Annotated in this window: 20 protein-coding genes; 5 read left to right on the forward strand and 15 right to left on the reverse strand. The window is 60.6% G+C overall.

The annotated features are described in order from the left end of the window. Window positions 1-7: 7 nt before the first annotated feature. The 12 genes from FGF54_RS19205 to hutC all read right to left on the reverse strand — a co-directional run bounded on the left by FGF54_RS19205 (window position 8) and on the right by hutC (window position 11,598). Window positions 8-1,462, reverse strand: a complete 1,455-nt coding sequence (locus tag FGF54_RS19205; protein ID WP_142780784.1) for an NAD-dependent succinate-semialdehyde dehydrogenase — start codon at window positions 1,460-1,462, stop codon at window positions 8-10. Between the two features lie 10 nt (window positions 1,463-1,472). Further along, window positions 1,473-2,555, reverse strand: coding sequence for an ABC transporter ATP-binding protein (locus tag FGF54_RS19210; RefSeq protein ID WP_142780785.1), 1,083 nt, complete (start codon window positions 2,553-2,555; stop codon window positions 1,473-1,475). Beyond that, a complete protein-coding gene (locus FGF54_RS19215) occupies window positions 2,552-3,352 on the reverse strand; it encodes an ABC transporter permease (protein WP_127755521.1) in 801 nt (266 codons plus the stop codon). Before FGF54_RS19215 ends, FGF54_RS19210 begins: the two co-directional genes overlap by 4 nt. A 1-nt stretch (window position 3,353) precedes the next feature. Beyond that, window positions 3,354-4,229 (reverse strand): ABC transporter permease, encoded by an 876-nt coding sequence (locus FGF54_RS19220; protein ID WP_142780786.1) that lies wholly within the window; start codon window positions 4,227-4,229, stop codon window positions 3,354-3,356. A 60-nt stretch (window positions 4,230-4,289) separates the two neighbouring features. Then, window positions 4,290-5,300 (reverse strand): ABC transporter substrate-binding protein, encoded by a 1,011-nt coding sequence (locus FGF54_RS19225; protein ID WP_142780787.1) that lies wholly within the window; start codon window positions 5,298-5,300, stop codon window positions 4,290-4,292. Between the two features lie 57 nt (window positions 5,301-5,357). Further along, complete coding sequence (locus FGF54_RS19230) at window positions 5,358-5,672, reverse strand: NIPSNAP family protein (RefSeq protein WP_065656547.1); 315 nt, start codon at window positions 5,670-5,672, stop codon at window positions 5,358-5,360. Between the two features lie 4 nt (window positions 5,673-5,676). Continuing rightward, window positions 5,677-7,143 carry an aldehyde dehydrogenase gene (locus FGF54_RS19235; RefSeq protein WP_142780788.1) on the reverse strand — a complete coding sequence of 489 codons (1,467 nt, stop codon included), beginning with the start codon at window positions 7,141-7,143 and terminating at the stop codon, window positions 5,677-5,679. Window positions 7,144-7,147: 4 nt separating this feature from the next. Beyond that, entirely contained in the window at window positions 7,148-8,188 is a 1,041-nt protein-coding gene (locus tag FGF54_RS19240; RefSeq protein WP_142780789.1) for an LLM class flavin-dependent oxidoreductase, read from the reverse strand. After that, window positions 8,185-9,123, reverse strand: coding sequence for a flavin reductase family protein (locus FGF54_RS19245; protein ID WP_142780790.1), 939 nt, complete (start codon window positions 9,121-9,123; stop codon window positions 8,185-8,187). The genes FGF54_RS19240 and FGF54_RS19245 overlap by 4 nt, the downstream gene beginning before the upstream one ends. Further along, a complete protein-coding gene (locus FGF54_RS19250; RefSeq protein ID WP_142780791.1) occupies window positions 9,120-9,965 on the reverse strand; it encodes an alpha/beta fold hydrolase in 846 nt (281 codons plus the stop codon). The genes FGF54_RS19245 and FGF54_RS19250 overlap by 4 nt, the downstream gene beginning before the upstream one ends. Window positions 9,966-9,976: 11 nt before the next feature. Next, entirely contained in the window at window positions 9,977-10,579 is a 603-nt protein-coding gene (locus FGF54_RS19255) for an amino acid synthesis family protein (protein WP_142780792.1), read from the reverse strand. Between the two features lie 278 nt (window positions 10,580-10,857). After that, window positions 10,858-11,598, reverse strand: coding sequence for a histidine utilization repressor (gene hutC, locus FGF54_RS19260; protein WP_003519590.1), 741 nt, complete (start codon window positions 11,596-11,598; stop codon window positions 10,858-10,860). 130 nt (window positions 11,599-11,728) lie between these two features. Between hutC and FGF54_RS19265 the strand changes: the two genes are divergently transcribed. From FGF54_RS19265 to hutH, 5 genes are all read left to right on the forward strand, one after another. Beyond that, complete coding sequence (locus tag FGF54_RS19265; protein ID WP_142780793.1) at window positions 11,729-12,070, forward strand: hypothetical protein; 342 nt, start codon at window positions 11,729-11,731, stop codon at window positions 12,068-12,070. A 101-nt stretch (window positions 12,071-12,171) separates the two neighbouring features. Continuing rightward, complete coding sequence (locus FGF54_RS19270; RefSeq protein WP_142780794.1) at window positions 12,172-13,209, forward strand: ABC transporter substrate-binding protein; 1,038 nt, start codon at window positions 12,172-12,174, stop codon at window positions 13,207-13,209. 95 nt (window positions 13,210-13,304) lie between these two features. Next, complete coding sequence (locus FGF54_RS19275) at window positions 13,305-14,162, forward strand: proline/glycine betaine ABC transporter permease (protein WP_003519593.1); 858 nt, start codon at window positions 13,305-13,307, stop codon at window positions 14,160-14,162. Further along, a complete protein-coding gene (locus tag FGF54_RS19280; protein ID WP_003519594.1) occupies window positions 14,155-14,985 on the forward strand; it encodes a glycine betaine/L-proline ABC transporter ATP-binding protein in 831 nt (276 codons plus the stop codon). The genes FGF54_RS19275 and FGF54_RS19280 overlap by 8 nt, the downstream gene beginning before the upstream one ends. Beyond that, window positions 14,978-16,486 carry a histidine ammonia-lyase gene (hutH, locus tag FGF54_RS19285; protein WP_142780795.1) on the forward strand — a complete coding sequence of 503 codons (1,509 nt, stop codon included), beginning with the start codon at window positions 14,978-14,980 and terminating at the stop codon, window positions 16,484-16,486. The genes FGF54_RS19280 and hutH overlap by 8 nt, the downstream gene beginning before the upstream one ends. Window positions 16,487-16,528: 42 nt before the next feature. Here the strand turns inward: hutH and FGF54_RS19290 are convergent, their stop codons facing one another. From FGF54_RS19290 to glnT, 3 genes are all read right to left on the reverse strand, one after another. Then, window positions 16,529-17,227, reverse strand: a complete 699-nt coding sequence (locus FGF54_RS19290) for a GntR family transcriptional regulator (RefSeq protein ID WP_142780796.1) — start codon at window positions 17,225-17,227, stop codon at window positions 16,529-16,531. 142 nt (window positions 17,228-17,369) lie between these two features. Continuing rightward, window positions 17,370-18,254, reverse strand: coding sequence for a formyltetrahydrofolate deformylase (purU, locus tag FGF54_RS19295; RefSeq protein ID WP_078052082.1), 885 nt, complete (start codon window positions 18,252-18,254; stop codon window positions 17,370-17,372). A 193-nt stretch (window positions 18,255-18,447) separates the two neighbouring features. Next, window positions 18,448-19,755: a type III glutamate--ammonia ligase gene (glnT, locus tag FGF54_RS19300; protein WP_065656696.1), complete on the reverse strand. Its 1,308-nt coding sequence runs from the start codon at window positions 19,753-19,755 to the stop codon at window positions 18,448-18,450. Window positions 19,756-19,838: the final 83 nt, after the last annotated feature.

The raw sequence follows: 19,838 nt of genomic DNA on the forward strand, positions 1-19,838 counted from the left end.
CCCGGCCTTAGCCGACGCCACCGATGCAGACATATTTGAGCTCGGTATATTCCTCGATGCCGTGGCGTGAGCCTTCCCGGCCGAGGCCCGACATCTTGACGCCACCGAAAGGCGCCTCGGCGGTGGAAATAGCTCCCGTATTGACACCGACCATGCCATATTCGAGCGCCTCGGCAACCCGGAAGACCCGCGAGAGATCGCGCGCATAAAAATAGGATGCGAGGCCGAAATCGGTATTGTTCGCCTGCGCAATCACATCCGCCTCATCCTCGAAGCGGAAGAGCGGCGCAAGCGGCCCAAAGGTTTCCTCACGCGCCACCTGCATGCCGGCATCGACATTGCGCAGGATCGTCGGCTCGAAGAAATTGCCGCCCAGTGCATGCTTCTTGCCACCGGTGGCGATCTCGGCGCCCTTCGAAAGCGCGTCGGCAATATGGGCCTCCACTTTGGCGACCGCGTTTGCATCGATAAGAGGCCCGAGAATGCTTCCCTCCTCCAGCCCGTTGCCAACCTTCAACCGAACGACGACTCGAGCGAATTTTTCAGCGAAAGCATCATAGACGCCGCTCTGCACATAAAGACGGTTGGCGCAAACGCAGGTCTGACCATTGTTGCGGAATTTGGCGAGGATCGCGCCCTCGACAGCGGCATCGAGATCGGCGTCATCGAAGACGATGAAGGGCGCATTGCCGCCGAGTTCCAGCCCCAGTTTCTTGATCGTAGGCGCACATTGCCGGTAAAGATGCTCTCCCGTGCGCGTCGAGCCGGTAAAGGTCAGAAGGCGGATATCCGGGCTTGCCGTCATTTCTGCGCCTATCTCTGCGGCTGGCCCCGTCAAAATGCTGAAAAGCGCAAGCGGCAGGCCGGCGCGCTCTGCAAGGATGGCAAGGGCGATGGCAGAAAACGGCGTTTGCGGCGCCGGTTTCAGCACCACCGCACAGCCGGCGGCCAGCGCCGGGCCGGCCTTGCGGGTGATCATTGCATTGGGGAAATTCCATGGCGTGATGGCCGCAACCACGCCCACGGGCTGGCGAAGAACCAAAATGCGTTTGTCAGGCTGGTGGCCGGGCACTGTCTCACCATTGATCCGCCGCGCCTCTTCCGCAAACCATTCGATGAAGCTTGCGCCATAGGCAATCTCACCCTTTGCTTCCGCCAGCGGCTTTCCCTGTTCCAGCGTCAGTATCATGCCGAGATCGCCACGGTTTTCCATGACGAGCCGGAACCATTCCTTCAGGATATTCGCACGCTCGCCGGCGGTGCGGCGGGCCCATTGCTTATGAGCAATCACAGCCGCAGCGATCGCTTCTCTCGTTTCCTTCGCGCCGAGCTCTGGAACCCGCCCGACGATCTCACCGGTCGCGGGATTGCGGATCGCCGCCGTTTCACGGCCATTGCAACCGACCCAGCGGCCTGCCACCGGCACTTTCTCGCCGAAGAGTGTGGGATCATTCAGATGCATGGCCCATTCCTCAACAGAAGACCTGCGCCGAGGCCGGATCGAAGGCGAGATGCACGAGGTCGCCACGGCTGAGGCCGGAAATCGCCTCATGGCCGAAAGGCAGGCGCACCGCAAGCGGCTCACCCGAGCCGGTATGGGCCACCACATGGACATTGTTGCCGAGGAAAGTGATGTCGCTGACCGTGGCCTGGAAACCGGCGGCGGCGACCGGCCGGTTACGGCTGAGCTGCAGCCGCTCCGGGCGCAGCATCAGCGCCGCCTTCTTTCCCGGCATGGCTTCGCCATGCATCGGAATATGATCGAAGACGATATCCCGACCGAGCGAAACCGTCGCCTTGCCGCCCGAGGCGGCGAGGAGATCGCAGGCGATGAAGTCGCTGTCGCCGATGAATTCAGCCACGAAACGGGTCGCCGGGTGGGCATAAAGCTCCGGCCCCGTGCCGATCTGGTCGATAACCCCCTTGGAAAACACGGCGATCCGGTCGGAAAGACGCAAGGCCTCTTCCTGATCGTGGGTGACGTAGAGGATCGTCACTTCCGTCTGCTGGTGAATGCGGCGGATTTCGAACTGGATTTCTTCGCGCAGCTTCTTGTCGAGCGCCGAGAGCGGCTCATCCATCAGCAGCACCGGCGGGTCATAGGCAAGCGCCCTCGCCAGCGCCACGCGTTGCTGCTGACCGCCCGACATCTGCGCCGGTTTTCTGTCCTCGAAACCTTCGAGACGGACAAGCCGCAACATTTCCTTCACCTTCGCATCGATTTCCGCCCTGCTCTTGCCGCGGACCTTCAGCGGAAAGGCGATGTTCTCGCCGACCGACAGATGCGGAAACAGGGTGTAGCGCTGGAAGACCATGCCGATATTGCGCTTGTGCGACGGCGTCGACAGCAGGCTTTCGCAGTTCAGCAGAATATCGCCCGATGTCGGCTGCTCGAAACCGGCAAGGATATAAAGCGTCGTGCTCTTGCCCGAACCGGACGGCCCGAGAAATGTCATGAACTCGCCCGGCTGCACGTCGAGATTGACGTCCTGAACGGCGACGACCGGTCCGTATTGCTTGCGGATGCCGCGAATCTGCAGGAGCGGTTTGGTCATGTTTTCAGTCCTTTTCGCACAGCCGCGACAAGCAGCATGAGAATGATGGTCACCGCGATGAGAAGCGTGGAGGCGGCCGCAATAACCGGCGTCAAATCCTGACGCAGCGTTGCCCAGATTTTCACCGGCAGCGTCTGCAATGTCGGGCTTGCCATGAAGATCGCCAACACCACCTCATCCCACGAGGTAAGGAAGGAGAAGATCGCCGCCGAGAACAGGCCGTGGCTGATGGCGGGAAGCGTGATGCGGATTTTCGCCTGCAACGGGCTTGCGCCGCACAGCACCGCCGCATCCTCAATCGATTTGTCGAAACCCTCGAGCGCGCCGGTCAACGCCAGAATGGAAAAAGGCAGCGCCACGACGAGATGGGCGATAACGAAACCGGCAGTGGTGCCGGCAAGGCCAAGTTTCAGAAAAAAGGCGTAAAGCGCCACCGCCAGCACCACGACGGGCAGGATCATCGGCGTCATGAACAGCGCGCGAAGCGTGTTACGCCCGATGAAACGGCCGCGCACCAGCCCGAAGGAGGCGACAAGACCGATCAGCACGGACAGCACCGTGACCATCAGAGCGATGCGCAGGCTGGTCCAGGCGGCCTCCAGCCATCGCGGATCGGCGAAGAAATCCGCATACCATTTCAATGTCCAGCCGGGCGGCGGAAAGATCAGCCATTGCGACGAGCCGAAGGACAGCGCTGCGATGAAAACGATGGGCAGAACGAGAAATGCCGTCGTCAGCAGCGTGATCAGGAGGAGCAGCCATTTCCAGAGGCCGAGGCTGTTATAGTTCAAAAGCATGTCAGCGCCCCCCTACCCCGGCCGCGCCGAAAAATTTGAGCTGGATGGCGTAAAGCGTCAGCGTCACCACCAGCAGCACCAGTGCGGCCGCCCCGCCCATGCCCCAGTTGACCAGCGACTGCACGAATTGCGCAATGAGTTCGGCCAGCATCATGTTCGCCGTGCCGCCGAGCAGCGCGGGGGTGACGAAATAACCGAGCGACATGACGAAGACCATCAGCGCGCCGGAAATCATGCCGGGCGCTGCCAGCGGAATAAGGATGCGGGTTAGCGCCTGAAAGCGTGTCGCCCCGCACAAGGCCGCCGCCTGAAGAATGGCCGGATCGATCTTGCGGATGACGCCATAGAGCGGAATGATGATGAAGGGCAGCATGATATAGGTCATGCCTATCGTTACGCCGGTAAGATTGTTGACCAGCGCCAGAGGCTGATCGATGATGCCGAGCCCCATCAGCGTCTTGTTCACCACCCCCGTGCGCTGCAACAGCACCATCCACGCATAGGTGCGCGCCAGAAGATTGGTCCACATCGACAGGAGCAATATGGCAAAGACGATGGAAGCGAGCCGCGCCGGCATGATGGCGAGCGCCCAGGCGACGGGAAAGCCGATCGCCAGCGACACGACAGTTACCAGCGCCGACACCGCGAAGGTATTGAAGAAGATTTTCAGATAGGTTGAGCTTCCCAGCAGGGCGGCATAGTTGCCCAATCCGAGGACGGGTTCGGTGACGCTGCGCGACAGCAGGATCAGAACCGGAACGACGAAGAACAGGACAAGCAGGACAAGCGCCGGCAGGGTAGCCGTAAAATTGCCGGGCCGGAAAGGCGTCCGCACCTTCGCTTTCGGGCTGACTGTTTCATCGGTAAGCGAGACCATGCCCAAACCTCCTGGACGTGGAAAATCGCGCGGGCGCCTGTCGCGGCCCGCGCCGTTATCTTACTTCGCCTGCCAGGCGTACCAGCGCTCGCCGATCTCGTCGCGATGCTGCGCCCAGTAGTTCATATCGGCATTGACCTGGCTTTCCGTCTGCTGGTCCGGCAGGGTCTTGGCGGTTTCCGGATCCATCAGCGTGGCGGATTCGATATTGACCGGCGCATAGCCCGTCGCGGTCGCCATATCCGCCTGCGCCTGCGCAGAGGTGGCGAGCGCAATGAACTTCATCGCCGCATCCTTGTTCTTCGTTCCCTTGGGAACGACGAGGGAATCCGCCGCGGTGATGTTCTGCTGCCAGGAGGTTTCCACCTTCACGCCGCTTTTTTCAAGCGCCGTCATGCGGCCGTTCCAGACGCTGCCGAAAGGCGCTTCCGCAGATGCAATCAACTGCTGCGACTGCGCACCGCCGGACCACCAGATGATATCGGATTTGATCGTATCGAGCTTCTTGAAAGCGCGGTCGAGATCGAGCGGATAAAGCTTGTCGGCGGCCACGCCATCGGCCAGAAGGGCGGCCTCGATCACACCCGGCGCCGACCATTTGTAGAAGGTTCGCTTGCCGGGAAATTTCGCGGTATCGAACAGATCCGCCCAGCTCTTCGGGCAGGCGGCCACGGCATCGACATTGCAGCCTATGACGAAGGAATAATAAAAGCTGCCGACGGAGTAATCCGTCACGAAACGCGGATCGAGCTTGGTCTTGTCGATGACGGCAAAATCGAGCTTCTCCAACAGGCCTTTCGGGCCGGCCTGCGCGGCATAATCGCCCTCGACATCGACCACATCCCAGGTCACGCCGTTCGCCTCGACCATGGCTTTCAATTTGCCGTAGTCCGTCGGACCGTCCTGCACCACGTTAATGCCGGTCGATACCATGAATTTTTCAGCCCAGGCCGCCTTCTGGGCGTCCTGCGTGGTTCCTCCCCAGCTGGAGAAAACCAGATCATTCGCCTCAGCAGATGCACCAAGGGCAAAAAGAGCGGCGCATGTCGTCAATACCAGTTTCAATTTCATGTTCCCTTACTCCGTTTTAGAGCTTCTTGTTGGTATGCACGTCGCGACCGGCGCATTTCACCTGAGCGGTGAAAACCGCGCCGGTTTCATGATCTTGTTTTCAGCGACTTCGATGAGGTCGCGGATCTTCGGAAGGAAGGACAACCAGCGCGGATCGGCCATCAGCCGTGCGCGCCGTTCCTCGCGGTCATCCAGGCTCGAAAAGGCCCAGATATGAACGATCTCATTGATCGGGCCGATCTCGGAAAAGAAGTAACCCACCAGTTCGCCGAGATGGCTCTTCTGGATTTCGATGCCCTCTTCCTCGACCACCTTGAGGTAGGCGGGAATGGCGCCGTTCTTCAGCCGGTAGGTGCGGATTTCGTAAAACATGGGCTCACCGCATCACAAAGGGATCGGGGATCGGGTCATCGGAGGTGCGCAGCCATATGGTCTTGGTGCGCGTGTAATCGAGCGCCGCCGCAAGCCCGCCCTCGCGTCCGTCGCCCGACAGGCCGAATCCGCCGAAAGGCGCAATCGGCGAAACCGCACGGTAGGTATTCACCCAGACGATGCCGGCCCGGATCGCCTTCATCAGACGGTGGGCGCGCGTCAGGTTCTGCGTGAAGACACCGGAGGCAAGCCCATAGACCGTGTCATTGGCCAGCGCGATGGCTTCCGCTTCGGTTTCAAACGAAACGACCGAGAGGACGGGGCCGAAGAACTCTTTCTCCATCGATGGCGAACGAATGCCGTCGCAATCGAGAATGGTTGGCCGATAGAAATAACCGTCGCCGTCTACCGGCGCACCGCCTGTGACAACCTTGGCGCCCGCGTCCACGGAGGCGGAAACCAGAGAAACGATATGCTTTCTCTGGCGCTCCGTCGCCAGCGGGCCTACTTCCGTCGCCATATCCAGCGGCGAGCCGATGCGGATCGCCTCAGCCTTCGCCTTCAGAATCTCGAGGAACCGATCCTTGACGCTTCTTTCGATGATCAGCCGCGAACCGGCGACGCAGCTCTGGCCGGTCGCGGCAAAAATGCCCGCCACCTGCGCATTGGCAGCGCTCTCGAGATCGGCATCGGTAAAAACGAGAATCGGCGACTTGCCGCCGAGTTCCAGCGAGGTTGAGGCAAGGTTTTCAGCCGAATTACGCACGATATGACGCGCCGTTTCCGGACCGCCGGTAAAGGCGATATGAGCCACCTTCGGATGGGTGGTGAGCGCCGTGCCGCAGGATGCGCCGAAGCCGGAGACGATATTGACGACGCCGGCGGGAAAACCGGCCTCATGCACCAGCCGGGCGAATTCCAGAAGGGGTGCCGGCCCATCTTCCGAGGCCTTGACGACAATGGTGCAGCCGGCCGCGAGTGCGGGACCGATCTTGACGGCGGCGAGAAACAGCTGGCTGTTCCACGGCACGATGGCCGCCACGACGCCCACGGGTTCGCGCCGCAGCCAGACATCCATATCCGGCTTGTCGATCGGCAGATAGGCGCCCTCGATCTTGTCGGCCAGACCCGCATAATAACGATAATAATCCGCGACATAGGCAATCTGCGCGGAGGTTTCCCGGATGATCTTGCCGGTATCGCGGGTTTCGAGTTCGGCAAGCGTCTTCGCATTCTCAGTGACCAGATCGGCGAGCCGGTAGAGCAGCTTGCCACGCTGTGTCGCCGTCAGTTTCGACCAGCCTGCATCTTCGTAAAGCGCCCGATGCGCGGCCTCGACCGCACGGCCGACATCGGCCTCGCGGCTTTCCGGCATTTCGGCCCATGCAGCGCCGCTTGCGGGATCGAGACTTGCGAAACGCGCCTCGCCATCTTCGAAACGTCCGTCGATATAGCACTGGAAACTGCGCATCGCGTTACTCCCCGAAAGCCGGCATGACATCGGAAAGGAAGCGCTCCAGCGAGGCCTTCTTACGCTCGAAGCTCATGCCCGTATCGATCCAGAAGGAATATTCGTCATAGCCCATGGCCTCGTAAGCTTTAAGCCGGCTAATCACCTCATCGGCATTGCCGACGACATTGTTCTTTCGCATGACATCGGTGGAAAGCATCGCGTTGGCGGCGATGTCTTCGGGCGCAATACGCTCGATCAGCCCCTGATGGATCGGCTTTTCGTTTTTGAACCAGGCGAAGAAGTAATTGTAATAGACGCTCATCTCATGCGCCGCCTGAGCGATATCGGCTTCATCGGAACCGACATAGGTGTGGCGGAGCAACATGATTTTCGGCCGCTGTTTTTCCGGGTTCTTGGCGCAGGCATCGTTGAAGCGGCCCATCAGGGTTTCCACCTCGTCATCGCCCTGCCAGAGTGGCGTCACCTGCACGTTGCAATCATTGGCGACAGCGAATTCATGCGAATTCGGATCGCGCGCCGCCACCCAGATCGGCGGGAAGGGCTGCTGCAATGGCTTGGGAGCGGAGGTGGTGGCCGGAAATTTGTAGAACTCGCCGTCATGCGCATAGTCCCCCGCCCACACACCTTTGACAGCCGGGATCAGCTCGCGCATGCGCTGGCCAGCCCCCCAGGCATCAAGGCCCGGAAGCAGCCGCTCATATTCAAACGAGTAAGCACCGCGCGCGATGCCGATATCGAGACGGCCGTCGCAGATGAGGTCGGTCATCGCGGCTTCGCCTGCAAGCTTGATCGGGTGCCAGAAGGGCGCAATCACCGTACCAGTGCCGAGACGCGCCGTCCTGGTGCGCCGGGCAAGATCGGCGATCGTCACGAACGGGTTCGGGGCAATGGTGAAATCCATGCCGTGATGTTCGCCGGTCCAGATGGCATGCATGCCGCCGCGATCGGCGATTTCGCAAAGCCTCACGAACTCCTCGTAGAGCGTCTTGTGATCCTGCGAGGCGTCCAGCCGTTCCATATGGACGAAGAGGGAGAATTTCATGGGTTTGCCGCCTTCATCGAGATGGGATGGACCCTACCGGCAGTCTCGTTACCGACATAGACACCGAAATTGCCGATTGAACTTTCCAGCGCGAACCGGTTGACAATGTCCGCCGTCGCGCCGGAATCGAACTTTGCCGAAGCCAGCGCGCCGGGCAACAGAAAACGGCCCTGGCGCGGCGCATCGTCCCCATCCGCAAGCGCGTGGTAGACGATGTGCTGACGCCCATCCGCCTTGTTTTCATAAACCGAGTAAAGAAAACCCGTTCTGACCGTCAGTCCGGTGAGCTCTTCCAGCCGCGCCGTTAGCGCCGCGACCGGATCGCCGCCCGCCACGACGCAGCCGGGCAGCGACAGCACATCCTCGCCGACGAGGTAAATCTCGCCACGACGCTCAAGAACCGCGCCGACAGCGATTTCACCCTCTGCCGCAGCCGAAAGTGCCTTTGCGGCCAGCATCGGCGTGAAGTAACCGCCGCGCGCATAACCGAGGCCGTTCAGACCGCTATTCTCGAAAGCGTCGATGCGACCGAGCAAAATGACGTGGTCTCCGGCCTCGATAACCTCCTGCATCGAACATTCGAACCAGGCCGCAACATCGGTAAAGACCGGTGAGCCTGCCGGCGCATCCGACCAGATGGCGGCGGCGAAACGATCTTCCACCGGCCGGGCGAACGTATTGGACAGATCCTTCTGACCTTCCGACAGAATATTGACGGCGAAATTTTTCGCACCCGTCATCGTCGCGAAATTGCGTGAGCTGCGAGCAAGGCAGATCAGCAGCAACGGCGGATCGAGCGAGACCGAGGTGAAGGAATTTGCGGTGAAACCCACCGGCTTTCCGGCTTCGTCGCGGGTGGTAACAATCGTCACCCCCGTCACGAAGGCGCCGAATGCGTCGCGCAGGGCGCGCGGGTCAAGGGTTGCAACGGTCATTGCGGCTCCTCCTCTAAAGCCAGCCATTCGGCCATCAGTGCATTGACGGTTTCGGGTGCGGTCAGATTGACCATATGCCGGTGTGCCTCGACGATACGGGCATAACCGCGCGGCGTGATCGCCGCCATCTGCTCCGCCATCAGGGGCGTGGAGTTCGGATCGTCCGAACCGGTCAGAAAAAGCGCCGGGCAGGTGACTAAAGGCCAGCGGTCGGCATAGGTCTCGTCCCCGCCCGCAAAGGCGGTATAGGCGACCGCGTAACCTTCCGGATCGACCATTTCCAGCCAGCCTCTCGTCAATTCCCGCGCGTGCCGGCTTTTCAGATCATCGCCGAACCAGCGCAGCAAGGGGCCTTCCTTGTCCACGCCCGTGGTGCGGATCGCCGCCGCACGCGCAAGCACCGCCGCCTTCGCAACGGGGTCGCGGCGATAAACACCATTCAGATACCCGACACGCGCTATGCGATCTCCAAGCATCGCGGCTGCCCCGCCGGAAATCAGCGCCCCCATGGAATGCCCGGCGACATTGGCGCGCTCTATCCGCATGTCGTCGAGAAACCGGCCGAACCAGCCGACGAAATCCTCAAGAGTGCTGCCGGCCGCAAGACGTTCGCTGCCGCCGTGGCCCGGCATATCGACCGCGATGACGCGGTGCGTCCTCGAAAACACCTCGATCTGCGGCGTCCAGGCTTCGAGCCGCATTCCAACACCGTGGATGAGGATCAAGTCCTCGCCTGCGCCGGCGTCGAAATAGGCGGCCCCGCCTCCGGTCGTTTTCCGGGGGAGCGTGCCGGCGCCTGCCTTTGCACCATTGACCCGTGACGTGTCGGCGACCCTTTGCATTGGTGTGCGCCTCAAACGCCGGCCGGATTGGCGACATCCTGACCGAGATCCTTCAGATCCTGATAACGGTCGCCGATGCGGTGGTGCGGCCGGCCGCCAACGGAAGCACCGAGCGCGACCACGATCTCGTCGGCCGCCGGAGCATCGGGAATGGCCGTCTGGATCGTCAGATAATGCGAACGGCGGCCTTCATCATTCTTGTCCATCAGCGGGATCATGATCGGCGCATTGCCGGGGCCGCGCGTGTTGCAGAAGGCGAGATAGGATTTGGCGCCGACCGCCTGACGATAGTGATTGCCGAAGCGCAGCGTATGAATGAGCGCGGAAGCATGTTCGATCTCCCCATCCAGCCCCACGACGGCCGCCTTGCCATAGGCCTCCACCGCCTCGCCGGAACCGACGGCGTCAAGGATCATCTTCGTCAGCAACTCGCCAAGCGCCGGCGCGCCTGCGTGAATTTCCGGCTTCAGATCGGCGACGAAACCTTTGCCCGCCCACGGATTTTTAACAACCGCAATGGCGGCGAACAGCTTCAACGGCGCTGCGGCAGCCTTGCCCCCCTCAATCAACGTCGTTTCGACCTGCAGCAGGGTCTTGCGGATCTGGATGGACATCAGCGCTCTCTCCGTAAATATGATGGCTTATGGTATGCCATAATATATGACTGTCAAGTACCGTAATCCCGCAAGGGCGAGCAGTTGAATTTTGAGGGATTGTCGTCGCCGATAAGTCGAGCGCTACGGGCAACCGATTGCACTTGGCAAGCAACGATTGGAGCCGGGGAAATGGGACAGATTTGACCGGGGCGTCATCAGCCGGGCTGGATGCGCAAGTGGCCGCCCGATATGGCGATAATGTCCCGGAAGATCAGGGCAGCCGAGGCCGGCGGCCTCTATTCCTGACTTTCAAGCCGATATCGGGAACCCGGATAGAGCAGCCGTACGGACGTGACTGCACGGCTCGACGACCAGGTTCTGCGGCGCACGAGAAGGCAAGGCTCGTTTCGGCTGATGGCCATCAATTTGCATTCCCAGGGCTGGGGCGATGCCGCCTCGATGAATTGCTCGGTCCGCGAAATTGGTGCTGCCGCCGTTAGATAGGCATTCGGGGTGAGCGTATTGAAATCCTGCATCAGATAATCCGGAGCGATCTCCGCATTAACGAAGCGATCTTCGAGCTGGATCGGCACATCGTCTTCGTGGTGCACGATGATGGAGTGAAAAACCTTCGCTCCCACGGCGATCTCCAGCGCCGTTGCGAGATCGGGACCGCAAACTTCCGTCTGGGCGAGGATCAGGCTCGGCCGATGCGTCGAACCGCGCTCCTTGATCTCGTCGGCGATGTTGCGCACGCCCATCATGCCGGCGCTTCGCTTTTTCGGGGCGACAAAAGAGCCGCGCCCCTGCACGCGAACGATCACCCCCTCGGTTGCCAGCTCCCGCAGGGCGCGGTTTGCCGTCATGCGACTGACACCCAGCATGTCGACGATCTCGTTTTCGGAGGGTATCCTGTGGTTGGTCAACCACTCGCCGCTGGCGATCTTTTCCTTGATCTGTTCTTTCACCCGCTCATACAGCGGCAGGGAGGAGCGATCGCCCGAGACAGGAAACTCGTTTTCGGTGACGGGCAGCATTGAAACTCCTAAAAATCAGGCGACTGCACAAAACGCAGCCAGAATCCGCGCAAGCACAAAATTATCACATCCTATCTTGCTTGTCTTTCGCAAATGTGTGAAGTTACATATACAACTTGAGGGGAAAATAATGGCAAGCGAAGACTCGATCTCCAGCGGCCGCAAGTCTCCCGCCGATAGTCGGGGCGATATTCGAATGCCCGCCCAGCGCAACGGCAGGAACTGCCATACCGGTGCCGAAGCTATGCTTGACGGCTCGGCCGCGCAATATGCGCTGAAAGACTGCCCTTGCCAGAACCCGCCAACCGCATACGCCTTCGACTCGGAATGGCCAATGCGCGTGAAGCATATGAATTTCTCAAAGTTGTATAGTGAACTTCCAACCCGCCGCTCCAGGGTGAACATCGAATTCCATATTGATTCGACGAACGCCCGGCCGCCGATTTCGACGGGACATGAAATGCACCAATGACCGCCGGGCTCAGGGGTAGATATCTGCCCAGGGCACGCCCGGCCGAAACCACAAAACGCATGCCAGCAACTTGCCAATCATCAAACCAAAAGGGGAATGCAATGCTGAATTCAAAGCTGAAAATCGCGCTGGCCACCACCGCGCTCATCATTGGAGCCTATGCCGGGTCCGCGAGAGCGGAAGGCTACTGCGCCGCTGGAAAGACCATCACCTTCGCCGGCATCGACTGGGAAAGCGGTGCTTTCATCACCGAAGTCATGAAGGAAATCCTCTCCAAGGGCTATGATTGCAAGGTCGATTCCATTCCCGGCAACTCCGTGACGCTGGAACAGGCGACCGCCAATAACGACGTGCAGATCTTCGCTGAAGAGTGGATCGGCCGCTCCGACGTCTGGAACAAGGCTGCGGAAGCCGGGCAGGTAACATCGGTCGGCAAGACCTTCGTTGGCGCCGCCGAAGGCTGGTTCGTGCCGGAATATCTGGTCAAGGGCGACCCGGCAAAAGGCATCGAAGCCAAGGCTCCGGACCTGAAGAGCGTCGACCAGCTTTCCGACCCGAAGATCGTCGAACTGTTCAAGGATCCGGAAGAGCCGACCAAGGGCCGCTTCCTCAATTGCCCCTCGGGCTGGACCTGCGAAGGCGTCAACACCGCCAAGCTGCAAGCCTACAAGCTGGAAGCAAACTATGTGAACTTCCGCCCCGGCACCGGCACCGCTCTCGATGCCGCCATCGCCGCCGCCTATCTCCAGGGCGAGCCGATGCTGTTCTATTACTGGAGCCCGACGGCAATCATGGGCAAATACAAGCTCATCCAGTTGCAGGAGCCGGCCTATAGCGACGCCTGCTGGAAGGAACTGACGAGCGCCGATGGAAAGCGCGACGCCGGTTGCGCCTTCCCCTCCGTCGAGGTGGCCTATGGCGTGAACAGCACCTTTGCGAAGGAAGCGCCGGACATCATCGCGATCCTTGAAAAGGCGACATTCCCGCTGACAGAGATCAACTCCAGCCTCGCCTACATGACCGACAAGCAGGTCGATGCGACAGCCGCCGCAAAGACCTTCCTTCAGACCAAGGCCGATATCTGGGGCAGCTGGGTTTCTGCGGACGCCAAGGCGCGGATCGAAGCCGCCGTCAAGTAAACATCGCAGGCGCGCCGGGCTTCCGGCGCGCATTTTCCCGTCAGGACAGGGGCCGGCTACCGGACATGGGGTCGGCAGGCGCGAGGACGACACCAATGTTTCCTGAAGTTTTCCATATTTCCATCCGAGGCCCGATCAATGAGATCGTGCGTTCGCTGGTGGTGAATTACGGCTCCGTTTTCAAGGCGATATCGCAGACGATCCTGCAGGCGATCCTCTTCGTGGAATGGGTGCTGCGCGGTCTGCCGTGGTGGGTCATTTTTCTGGTCTTCCTGGTGCTCGCCTGGTTCGCGGCGAAGAAGATTTCGCTCGTCATCATGGTGGCGGTGATGCTTTTCATCGTCGGCGCGCTCGGTCTCTGGGACCTGACAATGCAGACGCTGGCGCTGATGCTGATTGCCAGCCTCATCTCCATCGTCATCGGCGTGCCCATGGGCATCCTGCTTGCCAAAAGCGAGTGGGCAAGGCGCATCACCCTGCCGGTGCTCGACGTCATGCAGACCATGCCGAGCTTCGTCTACCTCATTCCCGCCATCATGCTTTTCGGCCTCGGCAAGGTTCCGGCCGTGCTTGCCACCATCGTTTACGCCGTGCCGCCGCTGATCCGCCTGACCGATCTCGGCATCCGGCAGGTAGACCGGGAAGTGGTGGAGGCGGCAACCGCATTTGGCGGCAGCCCGCGACAAATCCTCTTCGGCGTCGAATTGCCGCTCGCCACGCCCACGATCATGGCCGGCCTCAACCAGACGATCATGATGGCGCTCTCCATGGTCGTCGTCGCCTCGATGATCGGCGCGCGCGGCCTCGGTGAGCAGGTGCTGAACGGCATCCAGACGCTCGATGTCGGCAAGGGCCTCGAAGCGGGTCTCGGCATCGTTATTCTCGCAATCGTGCTCGATCGTATCACCCAGGGTTTTGGCCGATCCAGCCGAAAGGAAATGGGCAATGACTGATATCCATATCCGCAACGTGTCCAAGATCTTCGGCGGCAACTGGAAGGCCGCGCTCGCCATGGCGCAGCAGGGCGCGGAGAAAAGCGACATCCTGGCAAAGACGGGATGCAGCGTCGGGCTCGACAATGTCAGCCTCGATATAGCCGGCGGCCGCATTTTCGTGATCATGGGCCTCTCCGGCTCCGGCAAGTCGACCCTTGTGCGCCACATCAACCGCCTTATCGAACCGACAAGCGGCGAGATTCTCGTCGGCGACGACAATGTTCTCGCGCTGAAACCGAAAGATCTGCGCGACTTCCGCAACCGGCGCGTCAGCATGGTGTTCCAGAATTTCGGCCTGATGCCGCACCGCACCGTGTTGCAGAACGTCGTTTATGGCCAGCGCGTGCGCGGGCTGACCAAGGCCGACGCGCGGCCCATCGGCATGAAGTGGATCGAGACCGTCGGCCTTTCTGGCTATGAGGACAAGTTTCCGCACCAGCTTTCCGGCGGCATGAAGCAGCGCGTCGGTCTGGCCCGCGCGCTGGCGGCCGATACTGACGTCATCCTGATGGACGAGGCCTTTTCGGCGCTCGACCCGCTGATCCGCGCCGACATGCAGGACCAGTTGCTGCAGCTCGAAAAGAACCTGCACAAGACCATCGTTTTCATCACCCACGATCTCGACGAGGCGCTCCGCATCGGCGCGCAGATCGCGATCCTGAAGGACGGCAAACTGGTGCAGGTGGGAACACCGGACCAGATTCTCAACAGCCCCGCAAACGACTATGTCGCCCGTTTCGTGGAGCGCCGCACGGGTGCGGGAGAAGGCCAGCATGGCTGATACGATCACCATCGATCGTGCCCTCACCTGGCAGGAGATCGCCGCTGTTGCAAAGGGCGCCACGCTTTCCCTGTCGGATAAAGCGTGGCGGCGCATTGCCGAAGCCCGCGCCATCGTCGATGCACTCGTCGAAAAACGGGTGCGCGGTTACGGCATCAATACGGGTGTCGGCGCACTCTGCGATGTGATCGTTGATATCCCGCAGCAGCAGGCCCTCTCCCGCAACATCCTGCTCAGCCATTCCTGCGGCGTCGGAGAACCGCTCGGGCGCGAAGAAACGCGCGCCATAATGGCCGCCCAGATCAACAACTTCGCGCATGGTTATTCCGGCGTGCAGGTCAAGACGGTCGAAGCGCTGCTCGCCCTGCTGAATGGCGATATTCTTCCCGTTATTCCATCAAAGGGCTCGGTGGGTTACCTCACCCATGCCGCGGCGATAGGGCTGGTGCTGATCGGCGAAGGCCAGGCCCGCCACGGCGGCGAACTCATCAGCGGCAGGCAGGGGCTCGAAAAGCTCGGCCTCGAACCCATGGTTCTGCAGGCGAAGGAGGGGCTCAGCCTCGTCAACGGCACACCCTGCGCCACCGGCCTCGCCAGCCTCGCGCTTGCCCGCACGACTTCGCTCCTTGACTGGGCCGATGCGGCAGCGGCAATGAGCTATGAAAACCTTGGTGCGCAGGCCGATCCGTTCGCCGCAGGGCCGCTGGCACTGCGCAGCTCGCCCGGCATCCAGACCGTCGGCGCAAACCTGCGCCAGCTTCTGGCGGCAAGCCCGCTTCTTGCCCGGTCGGCCGGATCGCGCACGCAGGATCCGCTCAGCCTGCGCGCCGTGCCGCAGGTGCATGGCGCCGTTCGCGACAGCGTCGCGCAGATCGCCGACGTCGTAGACCGCGAGCTCGCAAGCGTCACGGACAACCCGGTCGTCGGCGGCACGCCACAGTCGCCCGAGGTCCATTCCCAGGCCCATGCTGTCGGTGCGGCGCTCGGGCTTGCCATGGATGGGCTGGCGACGGCCGCAGCCGAACTCGCAGCGATTTCCGAGCGACGTATCGACCGGCTCGTCAACCCGCTTGTCAGCGGGCTGCCCGCCTTTCTGGCGGAAAGTGACGGTGTCTGTTCCGGTTTCATGATCATCCAGTACACGGCCGCAGCGCTTGCCGCGGAAAACCGCCGCCTCGCCGCCCCCGCCAGCCTCGATGGCGGCATCACCTCCGCCTTGCAGGAGGATATACTGACACATGCCACCGCCGCCGCCGACAAGACGCTTTCGATTATCGGCAATCTGGAAACCATTCTCGCAATCGAGATCATGAGCGCCGCGCAGGCTTACGACATGCAGCCAGACGAAGGCGGCCGTGCGCCCGGCACCGATACGCTTTACCGGCGTGTCCGGACGGCGGCGTCATTTTATCGCGACGACCAGCCGCTCAACGATTTGGTAGCTGCCGTTCGGGAAATGTTGCAAACCACGCTTGCGGGGATAGGTGCCGACGCAGGCTAGATACTGCGTCGGAAATTTTAGCCGCACACGAGGCGGGAGAGGTTACTCTTTGCCGCTCTTCTGGGCGATGAGAACAGCTTCCGCAATCGCGCTTGCGCTCGCGACATGGTCCAGAGCCGCCTTGTAAGCGGCGTCTCCATCCCCCTGCCGGATGGCTTCGACGATCTTTTCCATTTGCGCCGGACCTTCGGTATCGCGGCTTTTCGTCTTGATCGTCATCGAACGAAGATGGTTGATCCGCACCGTCAGCAGGTTGACGACGCCCCAGGCGACATGACGGTCGATCTTGCTGAACAGCGTCTGATAAAAGGACGAGGTATGCGCCAGAACGCCCGGCATATCCCTTTCGACATAGCTTTCGCGGATATGACTGAGCGACGTTTCGAGCGCTTCCACGATGGCAGGATCGCGGCGCTCCGCACAAAGGCGCGCCGCCATTCCTTCCAGCGCACCGCGAATTTCATAGATCTGCTTCGCCTCATCGAGATCGAGCATCGCGACCATCGGGCCCTTGTTCGGCAAATTCGCCACCAGCCCCTCGGATTCCAGATGCCGCAGGACCTCACGGACGATGGTGCGGGAAACGCCGAGCTGGGCGCAGAGATCGCGCTCCACCAGACGGTCGCCCGGGCGGAAATAACCGTTCACGATGGCGTCACGGACCTTGTCGAGAGCGAGTTCCCTCAGCGTCTTTGTCGGGCGCTCAACGCGAATGGCAGTTCCGTGCGAAGCATCTGTCATGGTATCACCTCGTTTGACACCTCCCGTTTCGTTGCAACGCAGTTACGAACAAAGCGGGAAATGGCTTTTGTATTATGGCGTACCAGCTTATTTAGCGCCGTGCTCTGCTTAAGGCAACATCAGCACGGCTCACGCAGAATGCTCATCCCATTCTTTCCGAAGCGTAAGAGCCGGGACCGGGGGGAAACACCACGGTTCGGCTGCCGTTCAGGAATACACGACGGTGAATATGGGCGTGGATGGCACGCGCCAGCACCTGCGCCTCCACGTCGCGGCCAAGCGACACGTAATCCTCGGCCGACTGGGCGTGGGTGATACGCACGGTATCCTGCTCGATGATCGGCCCCTCGTCCAGATCGGCGGTCACATAATGCGCCGTCGCGCCAATCAGCTTCACACCGCGCTGATAGGCCTGCTTGTAAGGGTTGGCCCCCTTGAAGGACGGCAGGAAGGAGTGGTGGATATTGATGATCCTGCCCGACATCGCCTCGCACATCCTGTCGGAAAGCACCTGCATGTAACGCGCCAGCACGATGAGTTCCGTACCCGAACTTTCCACGATCTCCATGATCCGGGCTTCGGCCTGCGGCTTGTTCTCTTTCGTCACCGGAATGTGGTGGAACGGAATGTCGTGATTGACGACGACTTTCTGATAATCGAAATGATTGGAAACCACACCGACAATATCGATCGGCAGCGCCCCGATGCGCCAGCGATAGAGCAGGTCATTGAGGCAATGGCCGAAGCGCGACACCATCAAAAGAACCTTCATCCGCTCTGCCTGATCGTGCAGCGCCACCTCCATGCCGAATTTTTCCGAGATCGGAGCAAGCCCGGCCATCAAGGCGTCGCGTGTCGCACCCTCCTCGGAAATGAAACCGACGCGTATGAAAAAACGGCCGGTACCGAGATCGTCGAATTGCGAACTGTCAACGATGTTGCATCCCTTCTCAGCGAGAAAGCCTGAAAGGGCGGCGACAATGCCGCGGGTGGATTTGCATGTCACGGTCAGGACGAAGTTCGTCATCTGGCACTCTTTCCGTCATCGATAAAGCATGTCTCCCGAAAGCGTGCAGCGGTTTTGGGACCAAGACATGCTTAAAAACAAAGATCTAAAGCGCGTGGCATGAATCAGATTGGACGCGACGCGCTTTAGCGAAAAACCCCGCGCTTTTGATCAGCGCGGGGAAAAGCCGCAAGGGCGGCGGGGAAAACCGGGCTCAGACGTCGAGGGTGGTCTGATGCTCCCATGCGGTGAATTGCGAGCAATAGCTGTTCCACTCGCCCTGCTTGAGCTTCAGATAGGCCTTGGAGAATTCAGTGCCGAGCGCCTGCTGCAATTCCGCATCCTTCTCATATTCGCGCAGCGCATCGAGAAGGTTGAGCGGCAGCTTCGGTGCATCCGTGACCTTGTGGCCCTCGCGGTACATGTCGATATCGTAGTGCGGACCGGGATCGGCCTTGGAACGGACACCGGAAAGGCCGGCGGCGATGATGATGGCCTGCAGCAGATAGGGGTTCACGGCTCCATCCGGCAGGCGCAGTTCGAACCGTCCCGGCCCCGGCACGCGCACCATATGGGTGCGGTTATTGCCGGTCCAGGTCACTGTATTCGGCGCCCAGGTCGCGCCGGAAATGGTGCGCGGCGCGTTGATGCGTTTGTAGGAATTGACCGTCGGATTGGTGACGGCCGCAAGCGCCGACGCATGTTTCATGATGCCGCCGAGAAACGTCTTGCCCTTGGCCGACAGACCGAACGGCATTTCCCTGTCAGCAAAGGCGTTGACCTTGCCGTCGAGGTCCCAGACCGAAATATGGGCATGGCAGCCATTGCCGGTCAGGCCCTTGAAAGGCTTCGGCATGAAGGTGGCGCGCAGCCCGTGTTTTTCGGCGACGGATTTGACCATGAATTTGAAGAAGGAATGTTTGTCTGCGGTCTGCAGTGCGTCGTCATATTCCCAGTTCATCTCGAACTGGCCGTTCGCATCCTCATGGTCGTTCTGGTAGGGCTTCCAGCCCAGCTCCAGCATGTAATCGCAAATCTCGGCAATGACATCATAACGGCGCATCACCGCCTGCTGGTCGTAGCAGGGCTTTTCCGCCGTGTCGTATTCGTCGGAGATTTTCGCACCATCCGGCGAAATCAGGAAAAATTCCGGCTCCACGCCGGTCTTGACCCTGAGCCCTTCGCTTGCCGCCTCAGCGATGAGCTTTTTCAGCACCACGCGCGGCGCCTGTTCCACCGGCTGGTCTTCCATCACGCAATCGGCGGCGACCCAGGCGACATCCTTTTTCCACGGAAGCTGGATGACCGAGGAGGCGTCGGGCACGGCAAAAAGATCGGGATGGGCGGGCGTCAGATCGAACCAGGTGGCAAAGCCCGCAAAACCCGCGCCATCCTTCTGCATATCGGCAATCGCTTCTGCGGGAACCAGCTTGGCGCGCTGGCCGCCGAAGAGATCGGTATAACTGATCATGAAATATTTGATGCCCTTTTCGGCAGCAAATTTGGAGAGGTCCAGTGTCACGTCATTCCCCTTTTTTTGAATATCAGACACTTCATCGAAAAAAGACGGGCACATCCTCCCAAATGCGCCCGTCCGTTCTTATG

Source organism: Agrobacterium sp. T29 (assembly GCF_006970545.1).
Lineage (GTDB): Bacteria > Pseudomonadota > Alphaproteobacteria > Rhizobiales > Rhizobiaceae > Agrobacterium > Agrobacterium leguminum.

What these genes read in the sequence shown, in the direction of transcription:
- FGF54_RS19205 (WP_142780784.1), bottom strand. Translation starts at nt 1,462, where the DNA reads ATGCATCTGAATGATCCCACACTCTTCGGCGAGAAAGTGCCGGTGGCA.
- FGF54_RS19210 (WP_142780785.1), bottom strand. Translation starts at nt 2,555, where the DNA reads ATGACCAAACCGCTCCTGCAGATTCGCGGCATCCGCAAGCAATACGGA.
- FGF54_RS19215 (WP_127755521.1), bottom strand. Translation starts at nt 3,352, where the DNA reads ATGCTTTTGAACTATAACAGCCTCGGCCTCTGGAAATGGCTGCTCCTC.
- FGF54_RS19220 (WP_142780786.1), bottom strand. Translation starts at nt 4,229, where the DNA reads ATGGTCTCGCTTACCGATGAAACAGTCAGCCCGAAAGCGAAGGTGCGG.
- FGF54_RS19225 (WP_142780787.1), bottom strand. Translation starts at nt 5,300, where the DNA reads ATGAAATTGAAACTGGTATTGACGACATGCGCCGCTCTTTTTGCCCTT.
- FGF54_RS19230 (WP_065656547.1), bottom strand. Translation starts at nt 5,672, where the DNA reads ATGTTTTACGAAATCCGCACCTACCGGCTGAAGAACGGCGCCATTCCC.
- FGF54_RS19235 (WP_142780788.1), bottom strand. Translation starts at nt 7,143, where the DNA reads ATGCGCAGTTTCCAGTGCTATATCGACGGACGTTTCGAAGATGGCGAG.
- FGF54_RS19240 (WP_142780789.1), bottom strand. Translation starts at nt 8,188, where the DNA reads ATGAAATTCTCCCTCTTCGTCCATATGGAACGGCTGGACGCCTCGCAG.
- FGF54_RS19245 (WP_142780790.1), bottom strand. Translation starts at nt 9,123, where the DNA reads ATGACCGTTGCAACCCTTGACCCGCGCGCCCTGCGCGACGCATTCGGC.
- FGF54_RS19250 (WP_142780791.1), bottom strand. Translation starts at nt 9,965, where the DNA reads ATGCAAAGGGTCGCCGACACGTCACGGGTCAATGGTGCAAAGGCAGGC.
- FGF54_RS19255 (WP_142780792.1), bottom strand. Translation starts at nt 10,579, where the DNA reads ATGTCCATCCAGATCCGCAAGACCCTGCTGCAGGTCGAAACGACGTTG.
- hutC (WP_003519590.1), bottom strand. Translation starts at nt 11,598, where the DNA reads ATGCTGCCCGTCACCGAAAACGAGTTTCCTGTCTCGGGCGATCGCTCC.
- FGF54_RS19265 (WP_142780793.1), top strand. Translation starts at nt 11,729, where the DNA reads ATGGCAAGCGAAGACTCGATCTCCAGCGGCCGCAAGTCTCCCGCCGAT.
- FGF54_RS19270 (WP_142780794.1), top strand. Translation starts at nt 12,172, where the DNA reads ATGCTGAATTCAAAGCTGAAAATCGCGCTGGCCACCACCGCGCTCATC.
- FGF54_RS19275 (WP_003519593.1), top strand. Translation starts at nt 13,305, where the DNA reads ATGTTTCCTGAAGTTTTCCATATTTCCATCCGAGGCCCGATCAATGAG.
- FGF54_RS19280 (WP_003519594.1), top strand. Translation starts at nt 14,155, where the DNA reads ATGACTGATATCCATATCCGCAACGTGTCCAAGATCTTCGGCGGCAAC.
- hutH (WP_142780795.1), top strand. Translation starts at nt 14,978, where the DNA reads ATGGCTGATACGATCACCATCGATCGTGCCCTCACCTGGCAGGAGATC.
- FGF54_RS19290 (WP_142780796.1), bottom strand. Translation starts at nt 17,227, where the DNA reads ATGACAGATGCTTCGCACGGAACTGCCATTCGCGTTGAGCGCCCGACA.
- purU (WP_078052082.1), bottom strand. Translation starts at nt 18,254, where the DNA reads ATGACGAACTTCGTCCTGACCGTGACATGCAAATCCACCCGCGGCATT.